This window comes from Blautia acetigignens, from assembly GCF_025566865.1.
GTDB lineage: Bacteria > Bacillota > Clostridia > Lachnospirales > Lachnospiraceae > Blautia_A > Blautia_A acetigignens.
The window spans coordinates 38,336-60,543 of sequence record NZ_JAOQJM010000011.1; the positions used below are offsets into that span (position 1 = coordinate 38,336).

19 protein-coding genes and 1 pseudogene are annotated in these 22,208 nt (G+C 38.7%); 19 read left to right on the forward strand and 1 reads right to left on the reverse strand.

Annotated features, from left to right (window positions below):
- Positions 1-22 precede the first annotated feature (22 nt).
- From OCV70_RS13010 to OCV70_RS13055, 10 genes and pseudogenes are all read left to right on the forward strand, one after another.
- Positions 23-1,261: a nucleotide sugar dehydrogenase gene (locus OCV70_RS13010; protein WP_055282563.1), complete on the forward strand. Its 1,239-nt coding sequence runs from the start codon at positions 23-25 to the stop codon at positions 1,259-1,261.
- Positions 1,262-1,288: 27 nt separating this feature from the next.
- Positions 1,289-1,441: a hypothetical protein gene (locus OCV70_RS13015; RefSeq protein ID WP_181975468.1), complete on the forward strand. Its 153-nt coding sequence runs from the start codon at positions 1,289-1,291 to the stop codon at positions 1,439-1,441.
- A 77-nt stretch (positions 1,442-1,518) separates the two neighbouring features.
- Positions 1,519-1,887 carry an LbetaH domain-containing protein gene (locus OCV70_RS13020; RefSeq protein ID WP_055282561.1) on the forward strand — a complete coding sequence of 123 codons (369 nt, stop codon included), beginning with the start codon at positions 1,519-1,521 and terminating at the stop codon, positions 1,885-1,887.
- Positions 1,888-1,921: 34 nt separating this feature from the next.
- Positions 1,922-3,790 carry a glutamine--fructose-6-phosphate transaminase (isomerizing) gene (gene glmS / locus OCV70_RS13025; RefSeq protein ID WP_117650449.1) on the forward strand — a complete coding sequence of 623 codons (1,869 nt, stop codon included), beginning with the start codon at positions 1,922-1,924 and terminating at the stop codon, positions 3,788-3,790.
- A gap of 120 nt (positions 3,791-3,910) precedes the next feature.
- The gene (locus OCV70_RS13030; protein ID WP_262579748.1) at positions 3,911-4,984 is read left to right on the forward strand and encodes a radical SAM/SPASM domain-containing protein; all 1,074 of its coding nucleotides are present in this window, start codon (positions 3,911-3,913) and stop codon (positions 4,982-4,984) included.
- Positions 4,981-5,139 carry a hypothetical protein gene (locus OCV70_RS13035; RefSeq protein ID WP_158576592.1) on the forward strand — a complete coding sequence of 53 codons (159 nt, stop codon included), beginning with the start codon at positions 4,981-4,983 and terminating at the stop codon, positions 5,137-5,139. The genes OCV70_RS13030 and OCV70_RS13035 overlap by 4 nt, the downstream gene beginning before the upstream one ends.
- A gap of 38 nt (positions 5,140-5,177) precedes the next feature.
- Positions 5,178-6,404, forward strand: a pseudogene (gene glmS / locus OCV70_RS13040) (glutamine--fructose-6-phosphate transaminase (isomerizing)); the annotation flags it as partial.
- 90 nt (positions 6,405-6,494) lie between these two features.
- Positions 6,495-7,190: a hypothetical protein gene (locus OCV70_RS13045; protein ID WP_226815734.1), complete on the forward strand. Its 696-nt coding sequence runs from the start codon at positions 6,495-6,497 to the stop codon at positions 7,188-7,190.
- A gap of 4 nt (positions 7,191-7,194) precedes the next feature.
- Entirely contained in the window at positions 7,195-7,728 is a 534-nt protein-coding gene (locus OCV70_RS13050; protein WP_262579749.1) for a VanZ family protein, read from the forward strand.
- 189 nt (positions 7,729-7,917) lie between these two features.
- Positions 7,918-8,106 (forward strand): hypothetical protein, encoded by a 189-nt coding sequence (locus OCV70_RS13055; RefSeq protein ID WP_118316805.1) that lies wholly within the window; start codon positions 7,918-7,920, stop codon positions 8,104-8,106.
- Positions 8,107-8,185: 79 nt separating this feature from the next.
- Here OCV70_RS13055 and OCV70_RS13060 read toward each other — a convergent pair whose 3' ends face one another.
- A complete protein-coding gene (locus tag OCV70_RS13060) occupies positions 8,186-9,253 on the reverse strand; it encodes a helix-turn-helix domain-containing protein (RefSeq protein ID WP_117650445.1) in 1,068 nt (355 codons plus the stop codon).
- A gap of 634 nt (positions 9,254-9,887) precedes the next feature.
- On the opposite strand from OCV70_RS13060, the gene OCV70_RS13065 reads away from it, so the two are divergent.
- From OCV70_RS13065 to OCV70_RS13105, 9 genes are all read left to right on the forward strand, one after another.
- The gene (locus OCV70_RS13065; RefSeq protein ID WP_118237780.1) at positions 9,888-10,148 is read left to right on the forward strand and encodes a hypothetical protein; all 261 of its coding nucleotides are present in this window, start codon (positions 9,888-9,890) and stop codon (positions 10,146-10,148) included.
- Between the two features lie 143 nt (positions 10,149-10,291).
- On the forward strand, positions 10,292-10,744 hold the full coding sequence (locus OCV70_RS13070) for a hypothetical protein (protein ID WP_118237782.1): 453 nt from the start codon (positions 10,292-10,294) through the stop codon (positions 10,742-10,744).
- A gap of 156 nt (positions 10,745-10,900) precedes the next feature.
- Positions 10,901-11,038, forward strand: coding sequence for a hypothetical protein (locus OCV70_RS13075; RefSeq protein WP_181975467.1), 138 nt, complete (start codon positions 10,901-10,903; stop codon positions 11,036-11,038).
- A gap of 107 nt (positions 11,039-11,145) precedes the next feature.
- Complete coding sequence (locus OCV70_RS13080) at positions 11,146-11,871, forward strand: RNA polymerase sigma factor (RefSeq protein WP_117650442.1); 726 nt, start codon at positions 11,146-11,148, stop codon at positions 11,869-11,871.
- A 469-nt stretch (positions 11,872-12,340) separates the two neighbouring features.
- Positions 12,341-18,235: a SpaA isopeptide-forming pilin-related protein gene (locus OCV70_RS13085; protein WP_262579750.1), complete on the forward strand. Its 5,895-nt coding sequence runs from the start codon at positions 12,341-12,343 to the stop codon at positions 18,233-18,235.
- Between the two features lie 94 nt (positions 18,236-18,329).
- Positions 18,330-18,476 (forward strand): hypothetical protein, encoded by a 147-nt coding sequence (locus tag OCV70_RS13090; protein WP_172677208.1) that lies wholly within the window; start codon positions 18,330-18,332, stop codon positions 18,474-18,476.
- 293 nt (positions 18,477-18,769) lie between these two features.
- Positions 18,770-19,609, forward strand: a complete 840-nt coding sequence (locus tag OCV70_RS13095) for a replication initiator protein A (RefSeq protein ID WP_262579762.1) — start codon at positions 18,770-18,772, stop codon at positions 19,607-19,609.
- Positions 19,610-19,640: 31 nt separating this feature from the next.
- On the forward strand, positions 19,641-20,159 hold the full coding sequence (locus OCV70_RS13100) for a PcfB family protein (protein WP_029730832.1): 519 nt from the start codon (positions 19,641-19,643) through the stop codon (positions 20,157-20,159).
- Positions 20,156-22,093, forward strand: coding sequence for a VirD4-like conjugal transfer protein, CD1115 family (locus OCV70_RS13105; RefSeq protein ID WP_055282540.1), 1,938 nt, complete (start codon positions 20,156-20,158; stop codon positions 22,091-22,093). The genes OCV70_RS13100 and OCV70_RS13105 overlap by 4 nt, the downstream gene beginning before the upstream one ends.
- Positions 22,094-22,208 lie beyond the last annotated feature (115 nt).

The following is a 22,208-nucleotide window of genomic DNA, read 5'->3' on the forward strand; positions in this document are numbered from 1 at the left end:
GTAAAGCAGGAGGTATGCGAATATGAAAATTGCAGTTGCAGGAACTGGATATGTGGGATTATCCATAGCTACTTTGTTATCGCAACACCATGAAGTGATGGCAGTAGATATTATTCCAGAAAAAGTAGAATTAATAAACCAAAAAAAATCTCCAATTCAGGATGAATATATTGAAAAATATCTGTCAGAGAAGAAATTGCATCTAACGGCAACATTAGATGCAAAATCAGCGTATAAAGATGCGGACTTTGTAGTTATTGCTGCTCCCACAAACTATGACAGTAAGAAAAATTTCTTTGATACATCAGCAGTAGAAGCTGTGATCAAGTTGGTTATTGAATATAATCCAGATGCGATTATGGTTATAAAATCGACAATTCCAGTAGGATATACAGCAAGTATTAGAGAAAAATTTCATTGTGACAATATTATTTTTAGCCCTGAGTTTTTGCGTGAATCTAAGGCATTGTACGATAATCTATATCCGTCAAGAATTATTGTGGGAACGGATATTCAAAATGCTAGACTTGTAAAGGCTGCGAATACATTTGCCGGATTATTACAGGAAGGTGCTATTAAAGAGAATATTGATACTTTGATTATGGGATTTACAGAAGCGGAAGCAGTGAAGTTATTTGCTAATACATATCTGGCTCTCAGAGTATCATATTTTAATGAGCTTGACACATATGCCGAAATGAAAGGGTTGAACACACAGCAGATCATTAACGGTGTGTGTCTTGATCCAAGAATTGGATCACATTATAATAATCCGTCATTTGGATATGGTGGTTATTGCTTACCAAAGGATACTAAACAGCTTTTGGCTAATTATGAAGATGTTCCACAGAATATGATGTCTGCTATTGTTGAATCAAATAGAACCAGGAAAGATTTCATAGCAGATCGTGTTTTACAGAAAGCAGGGTATTATGCTTATGATGATGAAAATACTTATGATGCTTCTATGGAAAAAGAGGTTGTGATTGGTGTATATCGTCTTACTATGAAATCAAATTCAGATAATTTCCGCCAGTCTTCTATACAGGGAGTTATGAAGAGAATCAAGGCTAAAGGAGCATCTGTTATTATTTATGAGCCAACATTGGAAGATGGAAGCACTTTCTTTGGAAGTAAGGTTGTGAATGATTTGGATAAATTTAAGGAGCAGAGTCAGGCAATCATTGCAAATAGATATAATGACTGTTTAGATGATGTGAAAGATAAAGTATATACAAGGGATTTATATAGACGGGATTGATACTATTTTGCATGGAGGAAGTAAATAATGAACATAGAAATGAATGAAACATACGCAAGAGATACTTCAACCGTATGGGAACATGAGATAATTAGTTCTGCATCGGATTTGAAAGAATGGATTAAATATGAAGGTGCGAAATATCCAAAGAGAACATTAGTGGGGGGGTATTTCCGCTAACGGAAAACGATGCTATTTTTAAGTATCAAAAAAGACTTAGAAAAACGGAATATTACCTTAATACTGGAAAAAAATGGATGTACTATTTGAGCTTGGTCAAATTAAATAGATTAAGATTTAAATATGGTATGAAAGTTAGATTGAACAGTTGTGGAAAGGGGTTATGTATAGTCCACTTAGGCTCTATTATAACTAATGGAGATGTTGGTGAAGATGCAAGGCTATTTGTAAATTCTGCAATTGTATCAAATGGTGGTGGCGAAAGAGAACCAAGACTTGGAAATCATGTTACATTATTTACAAATGCAGTAGTATGTGGAGATGTCAAAATAGGAAACAACAATATTATAGGGGCTAATTCTGTTGTGACAAAAAATTTTGAAGAGTCCAATATTATTATTGCAGGAACACCTGCAAAAAAAATAAAGAATAGATTGTTAGAATAATAGAGAATACAATGATAAGAATGGGGAGATTGAAATGTGTGGAATAGTTGGTTTTACTGGAACACAGCAGGCAGCACCTATTTTATTAAATGGTCTGTCTAAATTAGAGTACCGAGGGTACGATTCGGCTGGAATCGCTGTGCGAGATGGGGAGCGTTTGGCACAGGTGGTTAAAGCCAAGGGAAGATTAGGCAATCTGATTGAAAAAACAGATGAAGGAAAAGCACTGATAGGAACATGTGGAATCGGACATACACGTTGGGCAACACATGGAGAGCCAAGTCAGATTAATGCACATCCGCATGTATCTGGAAATTGTACAAGATCAGGTTCTGGAGAAGTAGAATCAGAAGTAGTTGGCGTACACAATGGTATTATTGAAAATTATACAGAACTTAAAGAAAAATTATTAAAGCATGGTTATACTTTTTACAGTCAGACTGACACAGAGGTAGTAATTAAATTAGTGGACTATTATTATAAGAAGTATAATCTCGGACCGATTGATGCGATTGCTAAAACGATGGTTCGTGTGCGTGGTTCATATGCCCTGGAACTTATGTTCAAAGATTATCCGGGAGAAATTTGGGTAGCAAGAAAAGACAGTCCAATGATTATTGGAGTGACAGACGGCGAAACCTATGTAGCTTCTGATGTTCCGGCTATTCTGAAATATACAAGAAATGTTTATTATATTGGTAATCTGGAGTTTGCCAGATTGACACCTGGAGAAGCTCATTTCTTTAATCTTGATGGGGATGAGATTGAAAAGCAGACAACAGAAATTAAGTGGGATGCTGAGGCAGCAGAAAAAGCAGGATTTGAACATTTTATGATGAAAGAGATCCATGAACAGCCGAAGGCCGTCAAGGATACTTTAGGATCTGTAATAAAAGATAATGCTATTGATTTATCTTCTGTTGAACTTACAGAAGATGAAATTCGGGGATTTGATCAGATTTATATTGTTGCATGTGGTTCTGCATGGCATGTTGGAATGGCTGCACAATATGTAATAGAAGATTTGTCAGATATTCCGGTAAGAGTGGAACTTGCTTCGGAGTTCAGATATAGAAGAATGTCATTAAATAAAAACTCTCTGGTTATAGTGATCAGTCAGTCCGGGGAGACTGCAGATACGTTGGCGGCGTTACGTCTGGCAAAGGAAAAAGGAATCACAACGTTGGCAGTCGTAAATGTTGTTGGCAGCAGTATTGCACGTGAAGCAGATAAAGTATTCTATACACTTGCCGGGCCGGAAATATCGGTAGCAACAACAAAAGCTTATAGTGCTCAGCTTGCGGCAATGTACTGTCTGGCTGTTCAGTTTGCAAAAGTCAGAAATATGATTACAGAAGAACAGTACAACAATTATCTTTCTGAGCTATTGACAATTCCGGAGAAGATCCAGAAGATATTGCAGGATAAGGAAAGACTTCAATGGTTTGCTGCAAAATATGCAAATGCACATGATGTATTCTTTGTTGGCAGAGGAATTGATTATGCGATTTCTCTGGAAGGAAGTTTGAAATTAAAGGAAATTTCATACATTCATTCGGAAGCATATGCAGCAGGAGAGTTAAAACATGGTACGATCAGCCTGGTAGAACCAGGAACTTTGGTAATTGGTGTATTAACGCAAAGTGACCTTTATGAGAAAACGATTAGTAACATGTTGGAATGCAAAAGTCGTGGAGCATACTTGATGGGATTAACAACATATGGAAAATATGAGATAGAAGATCAGGTAAACTTTGCAGTATACGTTCCAAAGATTGATGAGCATTTCGTAGGAAGCCTTGCAGTGATTCCGTTACAGTTAATGGGATATTATGTTAGTGTAGCCAAAGGTCTGGATGTAGACAAGCCAAGAAATCTGGCAAAGAGTGTGACTGTGGAATAAAAATATTTGAAATTAGTACTCTGGATTGGCATAGAGATGGATGTCAGCCTAGAGTATTGGCACAATTTGATTGAAGTGACCATTGGTGTCAGATACTATTAAATTTTTATGAGGTGAGTAATGACTTGCGTAATATCACCAATAATTAAAGTAACGGAAATGTGCAATTTTGACTGTGTTTTCTGCAGATATTCGAATCATAAACAAAATACTGGAATCATGAATGTTGACATAGTAAAAAAAATATTAGAAGAATCAGCGGAAATTAATGCGGAAACAAACCAAAAAGTAAAAGTGCTTTTTCATGGTGGCGAACCGCTGTTATGGGGAATTGAGCGTTTTTACGAGATTTATGAATATGAGAAAGAACTTTCAGATAAGACAGGTGTTAAGTTTACTAACAGTATCCAGACAAATGCATCACTGATAGATGATGAATGGATCAGATTTTTTAAAACGTCCCATATTGGCATTGGGATAAGTTTGGATGGACCGATTGGTGTAAACGCACATTTTTCTCAGGATGAAAGTCTGTCGTTTAAAAGAACGATTTCTATATTGGATAAACTGAAAAATCAAAAAGTGTCATTTGGAATATTAAGTGTTATTACAAATAAGCATATTGTGAATGGGGCTGAAAGTTTTTATGATTTTCTAGTGGAAAATAGTATTAAAAACTGTGGACTATGTTACTGTTATAACCCAGATGACAAATGTTCTGTAGATTCAGAAAAACTTGGTTATTACTTATCTGATCTTTTTGATTTATATTTTGATGGCGAAGCAAGAGTGAATATCAGGGAATTTAATAATGCTATTTCAGCAATATTGACAGGAAAACACAGATGTTGTAGCCATCATCAAAGGGAACGGTGTGGATATTATCTAACATTTTTGCCTTCAGGAGATGCTTTCTTTTGTGACCCATATAATTTGCGAAAAGAAAATTGTTTAGGTAATATCTCGGAACGTAGTATTTCAGACATGGTATCATGCAGTAAACATCAGGAGCTGTTTAATATGATACAAAAACAGGTTAGGGATTATTGCAACAAGTGTTCTGTAAAAGATATTTGCGGATATGGGTGTCCGAGGACAGACAGGGATAATGAAATAAACTATTTCTGTTCGGCAAATCAAATATTATATTCACATATTATAAATACAATAAAAGACAGGAGGAAATCTATATGAGTAACGGGATGAAAATCATTGCAGAAATTCTGGATGAATATCCACATGATCACAGCCATGACAGGTCAGGGGATTCTTACAATGATTGTGATTGGAATGATGACTGGAATGATGACTGGAACGATGACTGGAATGATGATTGGAACGATTACTAATTGTTGATGTAAAAATAAGGTGCCTGACACTGTGAAATTCGAGGAATGTCTATTATATTGTTAATCTGGAATTTGCCAGATTAACAATGGGAGAAGCTCATTTCTATAATCTTGACGGAGATGAAATCGAAAAACAGACGACAGAAATTAAGTGGAATGCCGAAGCTGCTGAAAAAGCAGGATTTGAACATTTTATGATGAAAGAAATCCATGAACAGCCGAAAGCAGTCAAGGACACTTTAGGTTCTGTAATAAAAGATAATTGTATTGATTTATCTTCGGTTGAGCTTACAGAAGATGAAATCCTAGGATTTGATCAGATTTATATTGTTGCATGTGGTTCTGCATGGCATGTTGGGATGGCTGCACAATATGTAATAGAAGATTTGGCAGATATTCCGGTAAGAGTAGAACTTACTTCAGAGTTCAGATATAGAAGAATGTCATTGAATAAAAACTCTCTGGTTATAGTAATCAGTCAATCTGGAGAAACTGCGGATACGTTGGCGGCGTTACGCCTGGCAAAGGAAAAAGGAATCATAACATTGGCAGTTGTGAATGTTGTTGGCAGCAGTATTGCACGTGAAGCAGATAAAGTATTCTATACACTTGCCGGACCGGAAATATCGGTAGCAACAACAAAGGCTTATAGTGCTCAGTTTGTGGCAATGTACTGTCTGGCTGTTCAGTTTGCAAAAGTCAAAAATATGATTACAGAAGAACAGTACAACAATTATCTTTCTGAGCTATTGACAATTCCGGAGAAGATCCAGAAGATATTGCAGGATAAGGAAAGACTTCAATGGTTTGCTGCAAAATATGCAAATGCACATGATGTATTTTTTGTTGGCAGAGGAATTGACTATGCGATTTCTCTGGAAGGAAGTTTGAAATTAAAGGAAATTTCATACATTCATTCGAAAGCATATGCAGCAGGAGAGTTGAAACATGGTACGATCAGCCTGATAGAACCAGGAACTTTGGTAATTGGTGTATTAACGCAAAGTGACCTTTATGAGAAAACGATTAGTAACATGTTAGAATATAAAAGCCGTGGGGCATACTTGATGGGATTAACAACATATGGGAAATATGAGATTGAAGATCAGGTAAACTTTGCAGTATACGTTCCAAAAATTGATGAGCATTTCGTAGGAAGCCTTGCAGTGATTCCGTTACAGTTAATGGGATATTATGTCAGTGTGGCGAAAGGACTGGATGTAGACAAGCCAAGAAATCTGGCAAAGAGTGTGACTGTGGAATAAAAATACTTGAAATTGTACTCTGGGTTGGCATAGAGCCGAGAGGGATGTCCGCCCAGAGTATTAGTACAATTTGATTGGATTGACACGAAAATGGGAAGACCAAAAAAGAAACCAGGATATGATTCGGAAAAGATAATGGAGCAGTTTACGAACTGTATTGTTGAAGCATATATGTCTGGAGCAGGCGGTGGATCAGTAAATTCATTACGGCAAATATCAGAACAGTTCGGCATTACCTTAATGAAAACACGCAAAATATTAATTACGGTGGGGGTGTATCATACTGAGATTAGTGAGCAGGTTATTTCGTTATGGGAAAATGGAAAAAATATTTCAGAGATTATGCAGGAGACTGGCTTGAGCAGATCTTCGGTTCATTCCTATTTGCCGTATACAAAAATGATATACAATGCAGATGAATTAAGCCTGTATGCAGAGAGGTGTAGATTGTACCGGAAAAGAAAGCAGGAAATTGAAAAATTGCATTGCTGCATGGATAAATCATTGGAATTACTGGAAAATCATTTGTGGGAGACGTTAAAATTGTTTTCAGGATATTCTTTTACGACTGTAAAGGGATTAAGATTTCATTATACGGTCAATGGAAATGAAATTCTGATTGACCGGAAAAAGAAATCAATAACCAGAAGCAGTGTAAATATTGCTCTGAAAGAAACGATGGAGATGAAGGGAAATGTAAACGGACCGAAGAAATTAAAGGTATTTGGAGCGAGCTATCTATATGCGATATTTTGTCGGTTTGGTCTGATTAAAACAGAAGGGTAGTAGAATGGATATTTACCAGATATGGACAACGTATAATAAAAAGTGGTCTAAATATGAGATATTGGCATTTAGTGTATTGCTGCTTTTGACAGTTATTGTGGTAGCAGGATGTGTATGTAGAAAAAAGATTAATATAATACAGGCAATGGCTATTGTGACGATGATAATATTTCTTGGAATTGTGTTTGGCTCTACGGTATTTACCAGAACAAGTACTATTCGCCAGTATGAATTGATACCATTCTGGTCATGGAAGGCAATTTTTAAATACAAAGACTGGGAATTGCTAAAAGAAAATTTATTGAATTGTATATTGCTGCTTCCGGCCGGAGCATTATTACCGATAATTGCAAACCATAAAGTGAAATGGTATCGGACATTATTGTTTGGAGTTCTGGTATCAGCAGTAATAGAAACCAGTCAGTTGGTATTTATGCGTGGATTATTCGAATGGGATGATATGATTCATAATGGGCTTGGTTGTATGATCGGAAGCATGATAATCAATTTGTTTATGAAAAATAAAATTAGGGATTGACGAACGTATGTTCTGATAGTATAATCATAAATGTCAGAAGGAAACAGGAGGTCAGCACTGATCCTTTGGATAGAATCTATATGGTAAGCAACAGTCAAGCACTGTTTCGGGATGGCTTATCAGAAACTCATCAGCGGTTTTCTTTCCCTTATCCGTTTGAGTGATATTATATTGCTTGGAGGACTGGAGATGAGATCAGATTTGAAAAAGATTGGCGAACAAAAGAGTACATATTTAGTGGGACAGACAGAGAGAGCATTATACTTGCTGGATGTAATCAGTACGATTACAGACCGGGGAAATAATGCAGAAGTGAGACGCAAGAAAGACGGAACTTTAACTGTATATGAAGTAAAAAAGAATATTGTGACCGTTTGATAAATTGGTATTAAGCGAAGGACTAATAGGAGTCAGAAACATTTACACAGAGAAGTGAATGTTCCTGGCTCCTTTTTTGTTATTCTGTTTCTGAAGGAGTCGCTGGTGTAGTTGGTGTTGCAAGGCAACCCTTTAAAATACATGACAGTTCCCGGTCATCTTCGTTTAAGATATGGAAGGTCTTTTCCAAATTTGATTCATTACATAATTTGGCAAGTTCCTTTACTGAGGTAGAAAGAGGAATGTCTTCCTTTAATGTATTTTTTGGCAGTGCATAGTACTCAGTAGCAATATTTAAGTAATTTTCAAGATTTCGTCGAAAGTCTGGATCAAAATTATCGTGCAGAAGAAGCTCTTTTAAAGTTTCCTTTTTTATCCAGATATGTTTTTCTTGGATTCGAAGAAGCCCCTCGATGAGTGTACGAGTATTGGAATCAATTTCTGGATATTGCTGCATATTACACAAACAGAAGCGGTGTATCGCAGGATGACGATAACGACCAGATGAGGCAGTTGCAGCACAGCCAATAACGCAGGCAAGTTCTTTGTTATTGAGATTGCCATGGTTAAAAACCATGAACCACATATCGCCATATTTGCTACAAACAAGTCGGCAGAACATTTGGCTATTAGATGAGTAAACTAAAGTTCCTTCATAGTGCTTGGAAAATGGGGTACCTTCATTTGTAAAATCACCAGAATCAATGTCAAGTATAGCGGAGCATTCATGCATAGAATTGAAATCTCCCAGACGAAGTGTTCCATGAACCAAGGTTTGACCCGAATGATCTTCTGGATAAACAGAGGTTGGAAGAAAGAATACATGGTAATTTCCGGTGTAGCCATTGTAAGCTGGATGATCGATGTCGAAGATGAAACGCTGCTGTCCATTTTCTGCTGATGTTTTTGCAATTTCAATGGAATGGAATACAGCATTAAGGTTTAAATCTAATCCATCACAGACCTTTAACAAAGTAGATAAAGTTGTAGAGGAAGGGGTTCTAAACATGTTGTCGATAGTTCTTGGAGACATTTTCCCGGTTTTCTTGGCACAAATATCGGCCAGATCACGAGAGGTTAAAGATTTTTCTTTCATAACATTCTCAATGTAATTGACGATTTTGCGGAGAATTTCTTGATTGTTCATAAGGCAGGACTCCTTTCTGAGAAAACGACATTTACTGGTTAAATATATGATACCATATGTGTCTGGAAAAGAAAATAATAAAATTGCAAAATATTGCACAAAAAAATAATGTAAAAGAAATGATATGCTCTGTTAATAAATAAACATGTAAAATAATGCAATTTGCACAAAAAAAGACACTATAACGCATTAGTTATAGTGCATATTGACAATAAATGGTAGCAATGCTATAATGTAAAAGACCTACTCCCTTGGCACGAGAGTAGATCTAAAAAACGCTTAGACAGACAAAATCGACATCATCCTACTGGTCTATATCCAATTGGCACTTGGAAATAACAGGATTGGTGTCGGCTTTTATCAGTACTATATCATGTTGTATATAACATTAGTTGTGGCTCACATACGAATGCCCTTCTAATAAGTAACTTTAGATCTGAACCTTCAACCCAGATTTTCTTTTCCTTTTTTAGAGGAACATATAGAAAAAGTTGTTAAATACAACATGCATTAGTATATCATACGTAGAAAAACCGGTCAAGGTTTTTTTGCAATAGATATATTAAATTTGTATGAAAAATATGTAAAATAAGAACAATTTCCAGTGAGTATAGTGGCTGGAGAGACGAAAAGAATGCGAGAAATTACTATGGATAAAAATACGATAAGAGAAACGGTGCGTATGATAGCAAGTGACCAGAGTGTTATCAGCGTTGTAGGAGTAACTGTTTCAAGAAAAGATACACTTGAAAATTATATAGCGGTAAACAACGAAATGATAACGGTAGTTGGGGGAAAAGTCTCTGCTGATAGAGTACTTGGCAGGAGGCTGTTACGTGTTGACGATAAACGCAGGAAAATTATTTTGCGAAGGTATTACAGGATAAAAGTCTGAAAACGTAAGCACTACTTTTTTCTGGAACGGATTTTATGTATGAGATAGTCGGAATAGAAATGTCAATCATTTCGTCCGGCTATAATTGTCTTCATTTATATGGCGGTAATACAAAAAACGGTTCAGAAAGGAGGTAGCTCGTCTTGGGGTCGGCAGGGAAAAAACTAAGAACACGTATGGATATTGGAAAAGATATACAAAACTGTTTGGATGATTTGAATAATATGACACATGCCAAACTTGCAGAGCTACTCAACCTTTCTGAAAAAACAGTTGACAGAATGGTTGCTGGAAAGGGGCCTATTACTAAATATGCTTCTGATTTAGCTAAAATTACAGGTAAGCCAGAGTCATGGTTTAAGGAAAATATTACATGGGAAGAGTGCGGAAAAGAAGAGGTTACGTCTGTTCATTTTGAAGCTAAAAATGTGACAGAAGAAGATAAGGAATTTGTGGAAAAAGCGTTGGCATTTTTTGAAAGACTTTATAATATTCCGGACAAGAATCTTAGAAATAAACTGATGGAAAATGCTGAAAAGAATTTTGAGGGTAGTATGGAATTAATAGAATTGATGAATGGAAAAGTAAGTTGGTGACGATCATTACAGGATAATCTGGATGGTCGTTTTTTTACGCTCAAAATTCGGACAGTTTTGTCCGTTGTTTCAGCTTAATTCGGACAGTACTGGGCTGGTTGTTTGAGGGGAGAATTGATACCATTAATACATCGAACAGAGAGGAGGCAAACAGAAATGAGTAAGGATGAATATTTAGAATTTATCACACATCAGCCCTATGACGCAATGGGAGATTTTAGTTTCCTTTTAGATGAAAAGTCTGATAAGGCTGAAAACACTACAATAGAAAATGACAATATGAACACTGATTAATCTGCGTGCAGGGAGTGCCCTGTATAGCTGATTGATACATAAAGCAGCAAGGAGAGGCTTCGCAAGTCGCTCGGTATAAAAAAAACCGGGCAGATCGGAGTCTTTTTTTGCTGCTTTTTTTGTCTGCTGACAGCCCGGAGCCGAAAGGCAGAAAGGTGGTTGTCATGCTGACACTTAGAAAACTGAAAGAAATGGTGGAATCTCCAAAGAAAGGCGAAAAGAAACCGAGCTGTAAAAGTTTACGGGAGGGGAAATACCCGGTTGTTGCTCAGAAGATTATTAAGAACGAGGTAGGCGTAGTCACGATCACTGTTTATAAGAACGGATATGTGGTCTATCAGGCACAGAATCGAGTAACAGTATTTCCTATCGAAGATATTTCCGGTTATCGCTACTCTTCTGTGGCTGGAAATGGATATGGATGTAATCTGACGGAATCTTACTTTGAAGAGGCTGAGTGGTATCTGCGTTTTGTTCTTCGAGGAGAAGATCGCCTGAGCATCAATCTGGATAGCTGCAATCAGAAACGCTGTATTTCCTTATCTTCTGCTATGGAAGAAATGCAGCTTGGAGAGAGTGTGGCACCGGACATGGAGGAAATGATTGTTCAGCAGATGGTGACAGAAAACATGATGGATATGCTGACGGATAAGCAGAAAGAACTTATTTATGCTCTTTATTTTGAGAAACAGACTTATCAGGAATATGCCGATATTCATGGAATCAGTTCAGCAGCAGTCAACAACATGAGAAATAAGGCAGTTGCCAAGCTGAGAGCCAGTTTAGAAGAACTCGCAGAGAGTAATGAGAAAAAGAAACTGAGAAAAAAATAAAAAAGTTTGCAAAAGGGGTTGGTAAACACCCTCTGCCGAGCTTTATAGGTGAAGGGTTAATTCTTCAAAAAGAAAAAGCCCGGACTTGTACCTTGACAATTTCATATAGATAGCAAGAGGGGATACCCGAAAACTCAGCTACGCATAATAACCAGCGGCCAGGATTCGGAGAGAACGTGAAAGGGAAACGGATGAAAGGCACTTTTACAAGGAACGGCCTCTTGCGGCTTAAATGCTTGATCCTTATTAAAACTGTTATTTCCATTTGATGGAGATGACAGCAGATACCATGTGGCGGTGCTTCGCTTCGTGCAGGTGCCGCTATATGCATGTGCTGTTATCTTTTCAGAAATGTACAGGTATCAGTAACAAAAACATCGGGAGGTGGTTCCAATGATTGAATAGTGCAGGTATAGACCTGCTGAAAAGAAAAACGATGATAAGTGAAGAAAGAGAGGATTAAGTCAAAATGAAAATGAAGTTCAAAAGATTCTTATCAGGAGTCATGGCAGTTGCCACATTAGCGTCTGTAATCGTTCAGCCAGTAGCTGTTTCTGCATCGGAATTAGAACCGGAAGAAATACCGTTTGAGCAGCAGTATCCGGAATTAAAAGAGGTACAGGATTCGCTTGATCCAGATGAAATTGTAACAGCAAATGACATTGAACTTGTCTATGGACAGGAATTTGAAGTGGAAGTAGATCTGTCCGGTATTGACGGAGTGGATGAGAGTAAAATAAAAATCATGTTCCATGAAGCAAAAAATGAATCTGGAGCTGATTTCGATACACATACACCGGACACCTACAAGGCAGTATATGCGGTAGAGCCGGTAAGTGGTCATCCATCTTACAGAATCAGCAGAAATATCACTGTAAAAGAACCTGAAACAGAAATGCAGTCAGAGAGTTCTTCTGAAATTACAGTGGACGATGATAGTGGCACTGGAGATACAGAGCAGAGTGATGACGATTCAGAGTCGCACCAGGAAAACACAGTTGATACGGAAACTGAACTTACGGTGCCTGAAGTGCTGGAACAGGCAGAAACAAATGGAATTGATCTGTATGCAATGGATGCAGGAGAAACCGTAACCTTTATGGCTTCTGCAGGAAATGTAAGAAGTTCACAGCAGGTTTCTGTTACAAGGGGAACCATGTATCGTTACGCAGATTATGGATATGGTAGTTACCTTACTTATCAGTATACTGTGAAATTTGGTAATGTATCTGCCACAGCATACTGTGTACAGCCATCTAAGCCGGGACCAGGAAGTGGAACTTATACAATCAATAAGGTGGGAGATGGAAAAGCACTTGCTAAGGTATGTTATTATGGCACAAAAGCTTCTGGAGATGATGGATTTTTCACAGAAGAGAATGGATATGGCAATTTAAGTGCTGGAGCCAGATTTATTCTGGTACACCTTGCAGCATCTTATGCAAATGGTAGTGGGGACGCTTTTTCAGGTGCAAACAGCACTGCACAGAATCTTGCAAAGAAACTTTATAATTATTGCGTTTCTCAACCGGATATTCCATCAGTGGCAATGTCTTTTTCAGATGCAAACGTAAAAGCCTATGTAGAGGGTAACAGTCAGAGAACAAAGGATATAACATTTAAGGCAGATGCATTACAGACAATTACTATGAAACTCCCTGCAGGTGTAAAACTTCATAACCTGTCAACAGGAAAAACAAGCAAAGCTGGAGCAAATGTTGAAATCTGCGGTGGTACGAAGTTTTATCTATCAGCACCACTGACACAGGTAAGTGATGTGGCAGAGAGTTGGTCTACAACAATGAAAGGAAGCATTACTAAAGATTATTCAGCTTATAAGATTTCTACAGGATCTGGAAATCAGGATCTGGCATTGGTGTTTGGTGAAGGCGTGGATGATGAAAAATACGTGGATTTTAAAGTATCCTGGATTGAACTTGCAACTGTAGAAGTTATGAAGAAAGATTCAGCAGCAGATGTAAACCTTGCAGGAGCCGTATTTGGTATTTACAGTGATGCAGATTGCAAAAATCTGATTACTACAATGCCGGAAACAGACAGCAATGGCAAATCTTCTGCAACGATTGTAAAAACACAGGATACGGTATATCTGAAAGAAATCACAGCACCGAAAGGTTATGTGGTAAATACAACCGCTTACAATGTGAAGCTGGTAGCAAGTAAGACCACGACAACAACGGTACCGGATAAAGAGCAGCTTGGCGAACTGACTGTATATAAAGAAGGACAGGTTCTTGCAGGGGCAGATGTCAGCGAGAATGGTACAGTATTCCAGTATGAAAACAGACGTCAGAAAGGTGCTGTTTATAATGTATATGCAGGAGAAGATATTATCTCTGCCTATGGTGCGAAGATTTACAGCAAAGGCGATCTTGTGAAAGAAAACCTTTCGACAGACGAAAACGGTGCTTGTATCCTGAAAAATCTGCATCTTGGAACTTATGTTGTCAAAGAAATGCAGGCACCGGAGAACTTTTATAATGCTGGAGAGGAAAAGACAGTTACACTTTCCTATGCTGGACAGAATGTGGAAGTAGTCTTTTCTGATGTGATATTCACAAATGACAGACAGAAGGCAGATGTGAGTGTTGTAAAGAAAGACAAGGATACCGAAAATCCGTTATCTGGAGGCGTGTTTGCCCTGTATGCTGGCAGTGATATTGCCAACGCAGACGGAAATGTAGTAGTGAAGAAAGGCACATTGATTGAAAAATTAACGACAGGAGCAGATGGAAAAGCGGCATTTAACGCAGATCTTCCGATTGGATTTTCTTATGTAGTCAAAGAGGAACAGGCACCACAGGGATATTTGAGAAATTCTAAAGATGTTTATACATTTAAGTTCTCATATACCAGTGACAGTGAGCCGAAAGTTTCATTCACTCATACATTTGTAAATGAGAGAGTCAAAGCAAAGATTTCTCTGGAAAAGAGAGATGCGGAAACAAAACAGGCGGTTGCACAGGGAGATGCGACACTGGAAAAAGCAGTTTATGGACTGTACGCTCGTAATGATATTGTTCATCCGGACGGTATTACCGGTGTGATCTATAAAGCCGGGGAGCAGGTTGCTACTCTTACAACAGATAAGAATGGACAGGCTTCTGTAGATGGCTTGTATCTTGGAGATTACTATGTGAAAGAGATTAGTCCGTCAGTGGGTTATCTGGCAGACGAAACAGAACATGATCTGGTCTGCAATTATGAAGGCGATCTGGTAGCAGAGGTTAAACGTGACTGCACTTCACTGGAGCAGGTAATGAAACAGCCGTTCCAGATCATCAAAGCAGCCAATAATGGAAAAACAGACGCTGATCTGCTGAAAGGTGCCGGATTTACGGCATATCTGGAATCTTCCCTGACAAAGAAAGCAGACGGAAACTATGAGTTTGCTTCTGCAACACCAGTTGTGATCGGGGAAAATGGTGCAACAGAAATGTTCACAGACGAAAAGGGTTATGCTTGCAGTATCGCACTTCCATATGGAACTTATATTGTGCGTGAAACTACAACTCCTCACAATTATACTCCGGTAGATGATTTTACAGTGCGTATCACAGAGAATAATCCGAACCAGCCACAGACGTGGAGAGTACTTCTGGATGATGAGTTTGAAGCAAAGCTGAAAATCATCAAACAGGATGATGAAACTAAGAAACCAGTATTACAGAAAAATACAGAGTTTAAGATTTATGACCTGGATCATAAGAAGTATGTGGAGCAGGTTACAACCTATCCGACAACGGTTAAGCACAAATCTTATTTTACAGATGAGCAGGGATATTTGATTCTTCCGCAGAATCTGAAAATCGGAAATTACCGTATTGAGGAAGTGAATGCTCCGTTCGGTTACACATTGAATAAAAATTATTATGAGGTAACAGTTGATTCTAATACTGCATATCAGATGGATGGAACTTCCGGGGATGTGATCATTGAAGCAATTTATGAGAACCATCCAGTTAAGGGAGAACTGACTATCGTGAAAAAGGGCGAAGTTCTGGACGGATTCAAGGATGATTTTACATATCAGACAGAAAATCTGGAAGGAGCAGAGTTTGCCATTTATGCTACGGAGGATATTTATACCGCTGATTTCCAGAAAGATGACAATGGAAACCGTATTCTGGAATATGCAGCCGGAACACTTGTAAAAACTGTTACAACCGATAAAGAGGGAAAAGCGGTCCTGAAGAATCTTCCACTTGGAAGTTATAAGATTGTGGAAACGTCTGCGCCAACAGGATTTGTTTTAAACAGCGAAGCACAGACAGTCACTTTTACTTACAAAGATCAGGAAACACCTGTCATTGAGCAGACAGCTACTTTTGAGAATGAACGCCAGAAGGTAGAAATTTCGGTGGAAAAACAGGATGCTGATACAGAAAAAGCAGTTGCAGGGGCAGAATTTGGACTTTATGCGAAGAATGACATAGAAGCTCATGGAACTGTGATTGTGAAAGCAGGCTCACTTCTTGGAAAAGCTGTTTCCGGAGAAGATGGAAAGGCTGTATTTACACAGGATCTGCCATTTGGAGAGTATTATATCAAAGAACTGGCAGCACCGAATGGCTATGTATTTTCAGATGAAGTTCTGGAAGTAAAGGCAGAGTACCAGGGACAGGAGGTTAAGGTCGTGCAGTTATCTTCTGTACTTAAAAATCAGCCTACAAAAGTTGTGGTTTCCAAGTCTGACCTGACTACTGGCGTGGAATTATCTGGTGCGACTCTTACGGTACTGGACAAAGATGGAAATGTAGTTGATACATGGAAGTCTGTAAAAGGTGAGCAGCATATGATTGAACGGCTTACTGTAGGGGAAACCTATACTCTCAGGGAAGAAATAGCTCCTTATGGATACCTCAAGGCAGAAGAGGTCACTTTTACGATTGAGGATACTGGGGAAATCCAGAAAGTGGAAATGAAAGATGATGTGCCGACAGGAACGATCATCATCAATAAAAATGGAGAGTTTCTGGATAAAGTAACGGCATTGGATTCTGTTGGAGGATGGATCAGCCATTTATTCCAGTATGTAACAGGCAGTCTGAAAGATGTTACCTTTGAAGTATTTGCTTTAGAGGACGTGAAATCTGCTGACGGGGAAAGTGAAGATTATTATAAAAAAGATGAACTGGTAGCAACCATTACAACGGATGATACCGGCATTGCAAAGTTATCCGGACTTCCTCTTGGCAAATATTATGTCAAAGAAAAAGCTACAGTGGATGGTTTTGTACTGGATAATGAGGCAAGAGAGATTGACCTGACATATCGTGATCAGGATACTGCAGAAGTCACTTACTCTGCTGACTGGCAGAACAATCGCCAGAAAGCGGAAGTGGAAGTTGTGAAAAAAGAGAAAGATTCGGATCGTGTACTGGAAGGTGCAGTATTTGCCCTTTGTGCCAAGAATGATATTACAGGAGCAGACGGAAAAGTTATTCTGGAAGCGGATACTGTGATTGAAGAACTGGCAACGGATAAAGAAGGAAAACTGACTTTTACAGCAGATTTACCGATTGGTTTTGAGTATTATATCAAGGAAACTTCCCCGGCACCTGGATTTGCAACGACAGATGAAACACAGGAGTTTACATTTGAGTACGAAGGTGCGGAAAAGGAAAAAGTATTTTATTCATTTACTTTTGAGGATGAACCGACAGTAATTGAGATTACCAAGACTTCCCTGACAGATGGAAAAGAGCTGGAAGGTGCCAAGTTACAGGTAACTGATGAAAGCGGTAAGGTTGTAGATTCCTGGATTTCCGGTAAAGAAGCTCATATCATCAAAGAACTGGTAGTCGGACAGAAGTATACCCTGACAGAAACAAAACCAGCAGATGGTTTTGTGACAGCGGAAAGCATTACATTTACCGTTGAAGATACCGTAGAAGCACAGAAAATCGAGATGAAAGACGATGTTACCAAGGTAGAGATCTCCAAGACGGATATTTCCGGTAAGGAACTGCCGGGCGCAAAACTGACAATTCTCGACAAAGACGGTAAAACGGTAGAGAGTTGGACTTCTGAGGAGAAACCGCATTACATTGAAATGCTTCCGATTGGGGAGTATACACTTCGGGAAGAATCTGCCCCTAATGGTTATCTGATAGCTGAGGACGTGAAGTTCACAGTGGAAGATACCGGGGAGATTCAGAAAGTTGTGATGAAAGATGAGGTAAAACCGGAAGAAACATCAACACCGGAAACACCATCTACACAGGTAACAGATACACCGAAAACCGGAGATGATACACATATGCTGCTTTGGATTCTGCTTGCAGTAGCAGGTATGGCAGGTGTAGTGTCAGCGGTATGGGTGGCAAGAAAGAAGAAATAAAAATCAGTTAGTTAAGAGGGCATTTATGGACGAAAAAGATTCATAAATGCTCTCTTTCTGGTTAATACTAGGAAAAATGAAGGGAGAATGTATTATGAAACAGGTATTAATTATAGCGGTTGTAGCAATTATTGCAGCAGTTAATTTTGTGATGTATTGCTGTCTGAGAGTAGCATCACAGGAAGATCAGATGTTGGAAAAACTGAGCAGGAGAAAGGAGTCAGAAAGCGATGGCGATTAGATATGCAGAGGACAAGCCGAAATCCTGTGAATATTGTTATTTCTGGAATGAAAAGAAAAAGGAATGCAGGCAGATGAGATGCTTTTATCAGCTCCCTGAAAAGCCACCTGATCCAGATCCGGCACACAGGTTTTGGGTTCCATGCAAAGGCTGTCCGTATGGAAGAAATCCCTGTATTGGCTATTGCATGGCTAAAATTCTAAAAGAGCAGAGGAAAAAACAATCTGGATAAGGATACATACATATTCCCGTATCACTACGGGGAGGAAGCAGAACAGTATACGTTCTATCGGATTCCCAAGATTCTCTTTACCAGTCCGGTATTTGGAAAACTGACCTGTGAAGCTAAGTTGTTGTATGGTCTATTGCTAGACCGGATGCAGTTATCTGTGAAGAATCAGTGGATGGATTCGGAGGGAAAAGTGTATATATATTTTTCGCAGGAGCAGATAGCAGGGCTTATGGGATGTGGAGTAAAAAAAGTCCGGTGCTTGTTAAAGGAACTGGATGACCGGAAAGGAATCGGATTGATTACGAGAGTCAGACAGGGATTGGGAAATCCCGATAGAATCTATGTAAAAAAATGCGTATCACCAGAACGGTTCAAAGAGAACTTCCAGACAGGTCAAAATGACTTCTCAGGAAAGGTACAAATGACCGATGCAGACAGGTGTAAACTGCCAGGTAATGATATAGAGGATAGTAATACTGAGAATAACGATACAGAGTATCTTTCTTTCTATTCAGATGCCAGTGAAGTGAAAAGGAAAGAAGCTGAAAGGAATGCTTATCAGCAGATTATCCTTGAACACATTGGATATGACTATATCGTAGATGATTTCAACCGGCATATGTTGGATGAGATTGTGGGGTTAATGGTAGATGTGGTGTGTTCGGAACAGGAGTTTATACGGATTGGAGGGGACAGAAAACCTTTATCCGTAGTAAAAAGCCAGTTTTTAAAACTGGATGCAGAGCATATTCGGTTCGTATTGCATTGCATGAAAGAAAATACCAGTAAAGTAGTAAATATGCGTCAGTATTTGTTGGCAGTATTATATAATGCACCGCTGACCATCAGCAATTATTACTCATCTTTGGTGCAGCATGATATGTACGAAGGGAATATATGAATTTTAGATTTTCAGGAAGGGAGTGATTCTATTGCAGGAAGAAGTAAATGAGAAAACCGTATCGTTATGTATCACTGGTGGAAAAGTGACAGTCCGTTTATTGAAACAGGCAATGATGCGTTTTCTGGCGGCAGTGGAGAAAGAAAAAGCAGAGAAAGCAAGAAAACAGCAGACAAAGGCACCTCCGGATAAAGAATATCATGGAAAGCAGAGTTTAAAGAAGCTGACACAGCAGAATATTCAACTTTCCAACATTGAGATTACAGATAATAACATTAAGGCTTTTGAAAAGGTTGCAAAAAAATATGGTATTGATTTCAGCCTAAAACGTGATAAGTCTGTAGATCCACCAAGATATTTTGTTTTCTTTAAGGCGAGAGATGTGGAGGTGATGACAGCAGCATTTCGGGAGTTTACCGGAAAGACACTGAATAAAACCAAGAAACCATCTGTCCGTAAGAAATTACAGCAGGCAATCACAGCCCGTAACCAGGACAAACAGAGAGAACGGGAGAAATCAAAAGAGAAGCAGAAGGAGCCAACATTATGAGTGGGATAAAAAATATAAAGAAAAAACTGAAAGGTTTTCAGGTGCGTCCCCCGAATGTGGAAGTAATAAAAAAGGTTCTGCTACATATACCGTATGTGGTTGTGTTTTATGTGGTAAATAAATGTACCTGGCTTTATCAGTATTGCAGGGGCAGTACAGTAGTAGACAGGCTGATGATTCTTCTTATGAATTATCCATTAGCTTTTAAGAAGCTGTTGCCAAGCATGAAGCTGAAAAGTCTGGTTGCGGGAACAATCGCAGCAGTTGGCATATGGGCAGTGGTATATTTCAAGGGAAAGAATGGAAAGAAGTTTCGCCAGGGGGAGGAATATGGTTCTGCCAGGTGGGGAAATGAAAAGGATATAGCACCTTTTATTGATCCGGTTTTTGAGAATAATATTCTGCTGACACAAACGGAACGTCTGACCATGAACAGTAGACCAAAGAAACCGAAGTACGCCAGAAACAAGAATATTATAGTGATAGGCGGATCTGGAAGCGGTAAGACTCGATTTTATGTAAAACCGCAGCTTATGCAGATGCCGGACAATGTAAGTTTTGTGGTCACCGATCCAAAGGGAACGATTATCGTGGAATGTGGTAAAATGTTAGCAAGAGGGACACCGAAGAAAGATAAAAACGGAAAAATTTTGCGTGATAAAAATGGCAGGGTGGTAATGGCTCCTTACAAAATCAAGGTGCTGAATACCATCAATTTTTCCAAGAGTATGCATTATAATCCATTTCATTACATTCGTTCTGAAAAAGATATTCTGAAACTGGTAAATACAATCATGGTAAATACCAAGGGCGAGGGAGAAAAATCTTCCGAGGATTTCTGGACGAAAGCGGAACGTCTGCTGTATTGTGCTTTGATTGGTTATATCTATTATGAAGCACCAGAAGAAGAACAGAATTTCTCAACCCTGCTGGAATTTATCAATGCCAGTGAAACCAGGGAAGAAGATGAAGAGTTTAAAAATGCTGTGGATCTGTTATTTGAGGAGTTGGAAAGGGACGAGCCGAACCACTTTGCAGTAAGGCAGTATAAAAAATACAAACTGGCTGCAGGAAAAACGGCAAAGTCGATTTTGATCAGCTGTGGTGCCAGACTTGCTCCGTTTGATATTGCGGAACTTAGGGAACTGACTTCTTATGATGAAATGGAATTGGATATGATTGGAGATCAGAGAACGGCACTGTTTATTGTAATTTCGGATACAGACGATACTTTTAACTTTGTGGTTGCTATGATGTACAGTCAGCTTTTCAATCTGTTATGCGACAGAGCCGATGATGTTCATCATGGAAGACTGCCTTATCATGTGAGAATCCTTTGTGACGAGTTCGCAAATATTGGTCAGATTCCGAAGTTTGACAAGCTGATTGCAACGATCCGAAGCAGGGAAATTTCTGCTTCCATTATACTCCAGTCCCAGTCGCAGCTCAAGACAATTTACAAGGATGCAGCCGAAACCATTACGGGAAATTGTGACACAATGTTGTTCCTGGGAGGTAAGGAAAGTACCACTCTGAAAGAAATTTCAGAAACACTGGGTAAGGAAACCATTGACTTATATAACACTTCTGATACAAGAGGACAGAGCAGATCTTACGGTTTGAACTATCAGAAAACAGGAAAAGAATTGATGAGTCGGGATGAACTGGCAGTCATGGACGGTAACAAGTGTATTTTACAGCTTCGTGGTGTCCGTCCGTTTTACAGTGATAAATTTGACATTACAAAACATAAACGGTATAAGCAGTTATCCGATTATGATAAAAAGAATGAGTTCCATGTGGAAGAATACATGAAACATCAGATGGAAGTCCGGTTAGATCCGGAAGAACAGTTTGACCTTTATATGTATGAAGGCAGTGAACTGGAAGAACAATCAAATAATGAAAATGAAGGCACAGGGCATGTAACGTAAAACATACATAGCTCTTTTTTTATGCCCTTTTGGGAGGTAGCGATATGCACAAGCATGAAAGACCGCCCATCAGGGCGGAACCCTCCGAGTAGTAACCAGTAAAAAATCACAATGA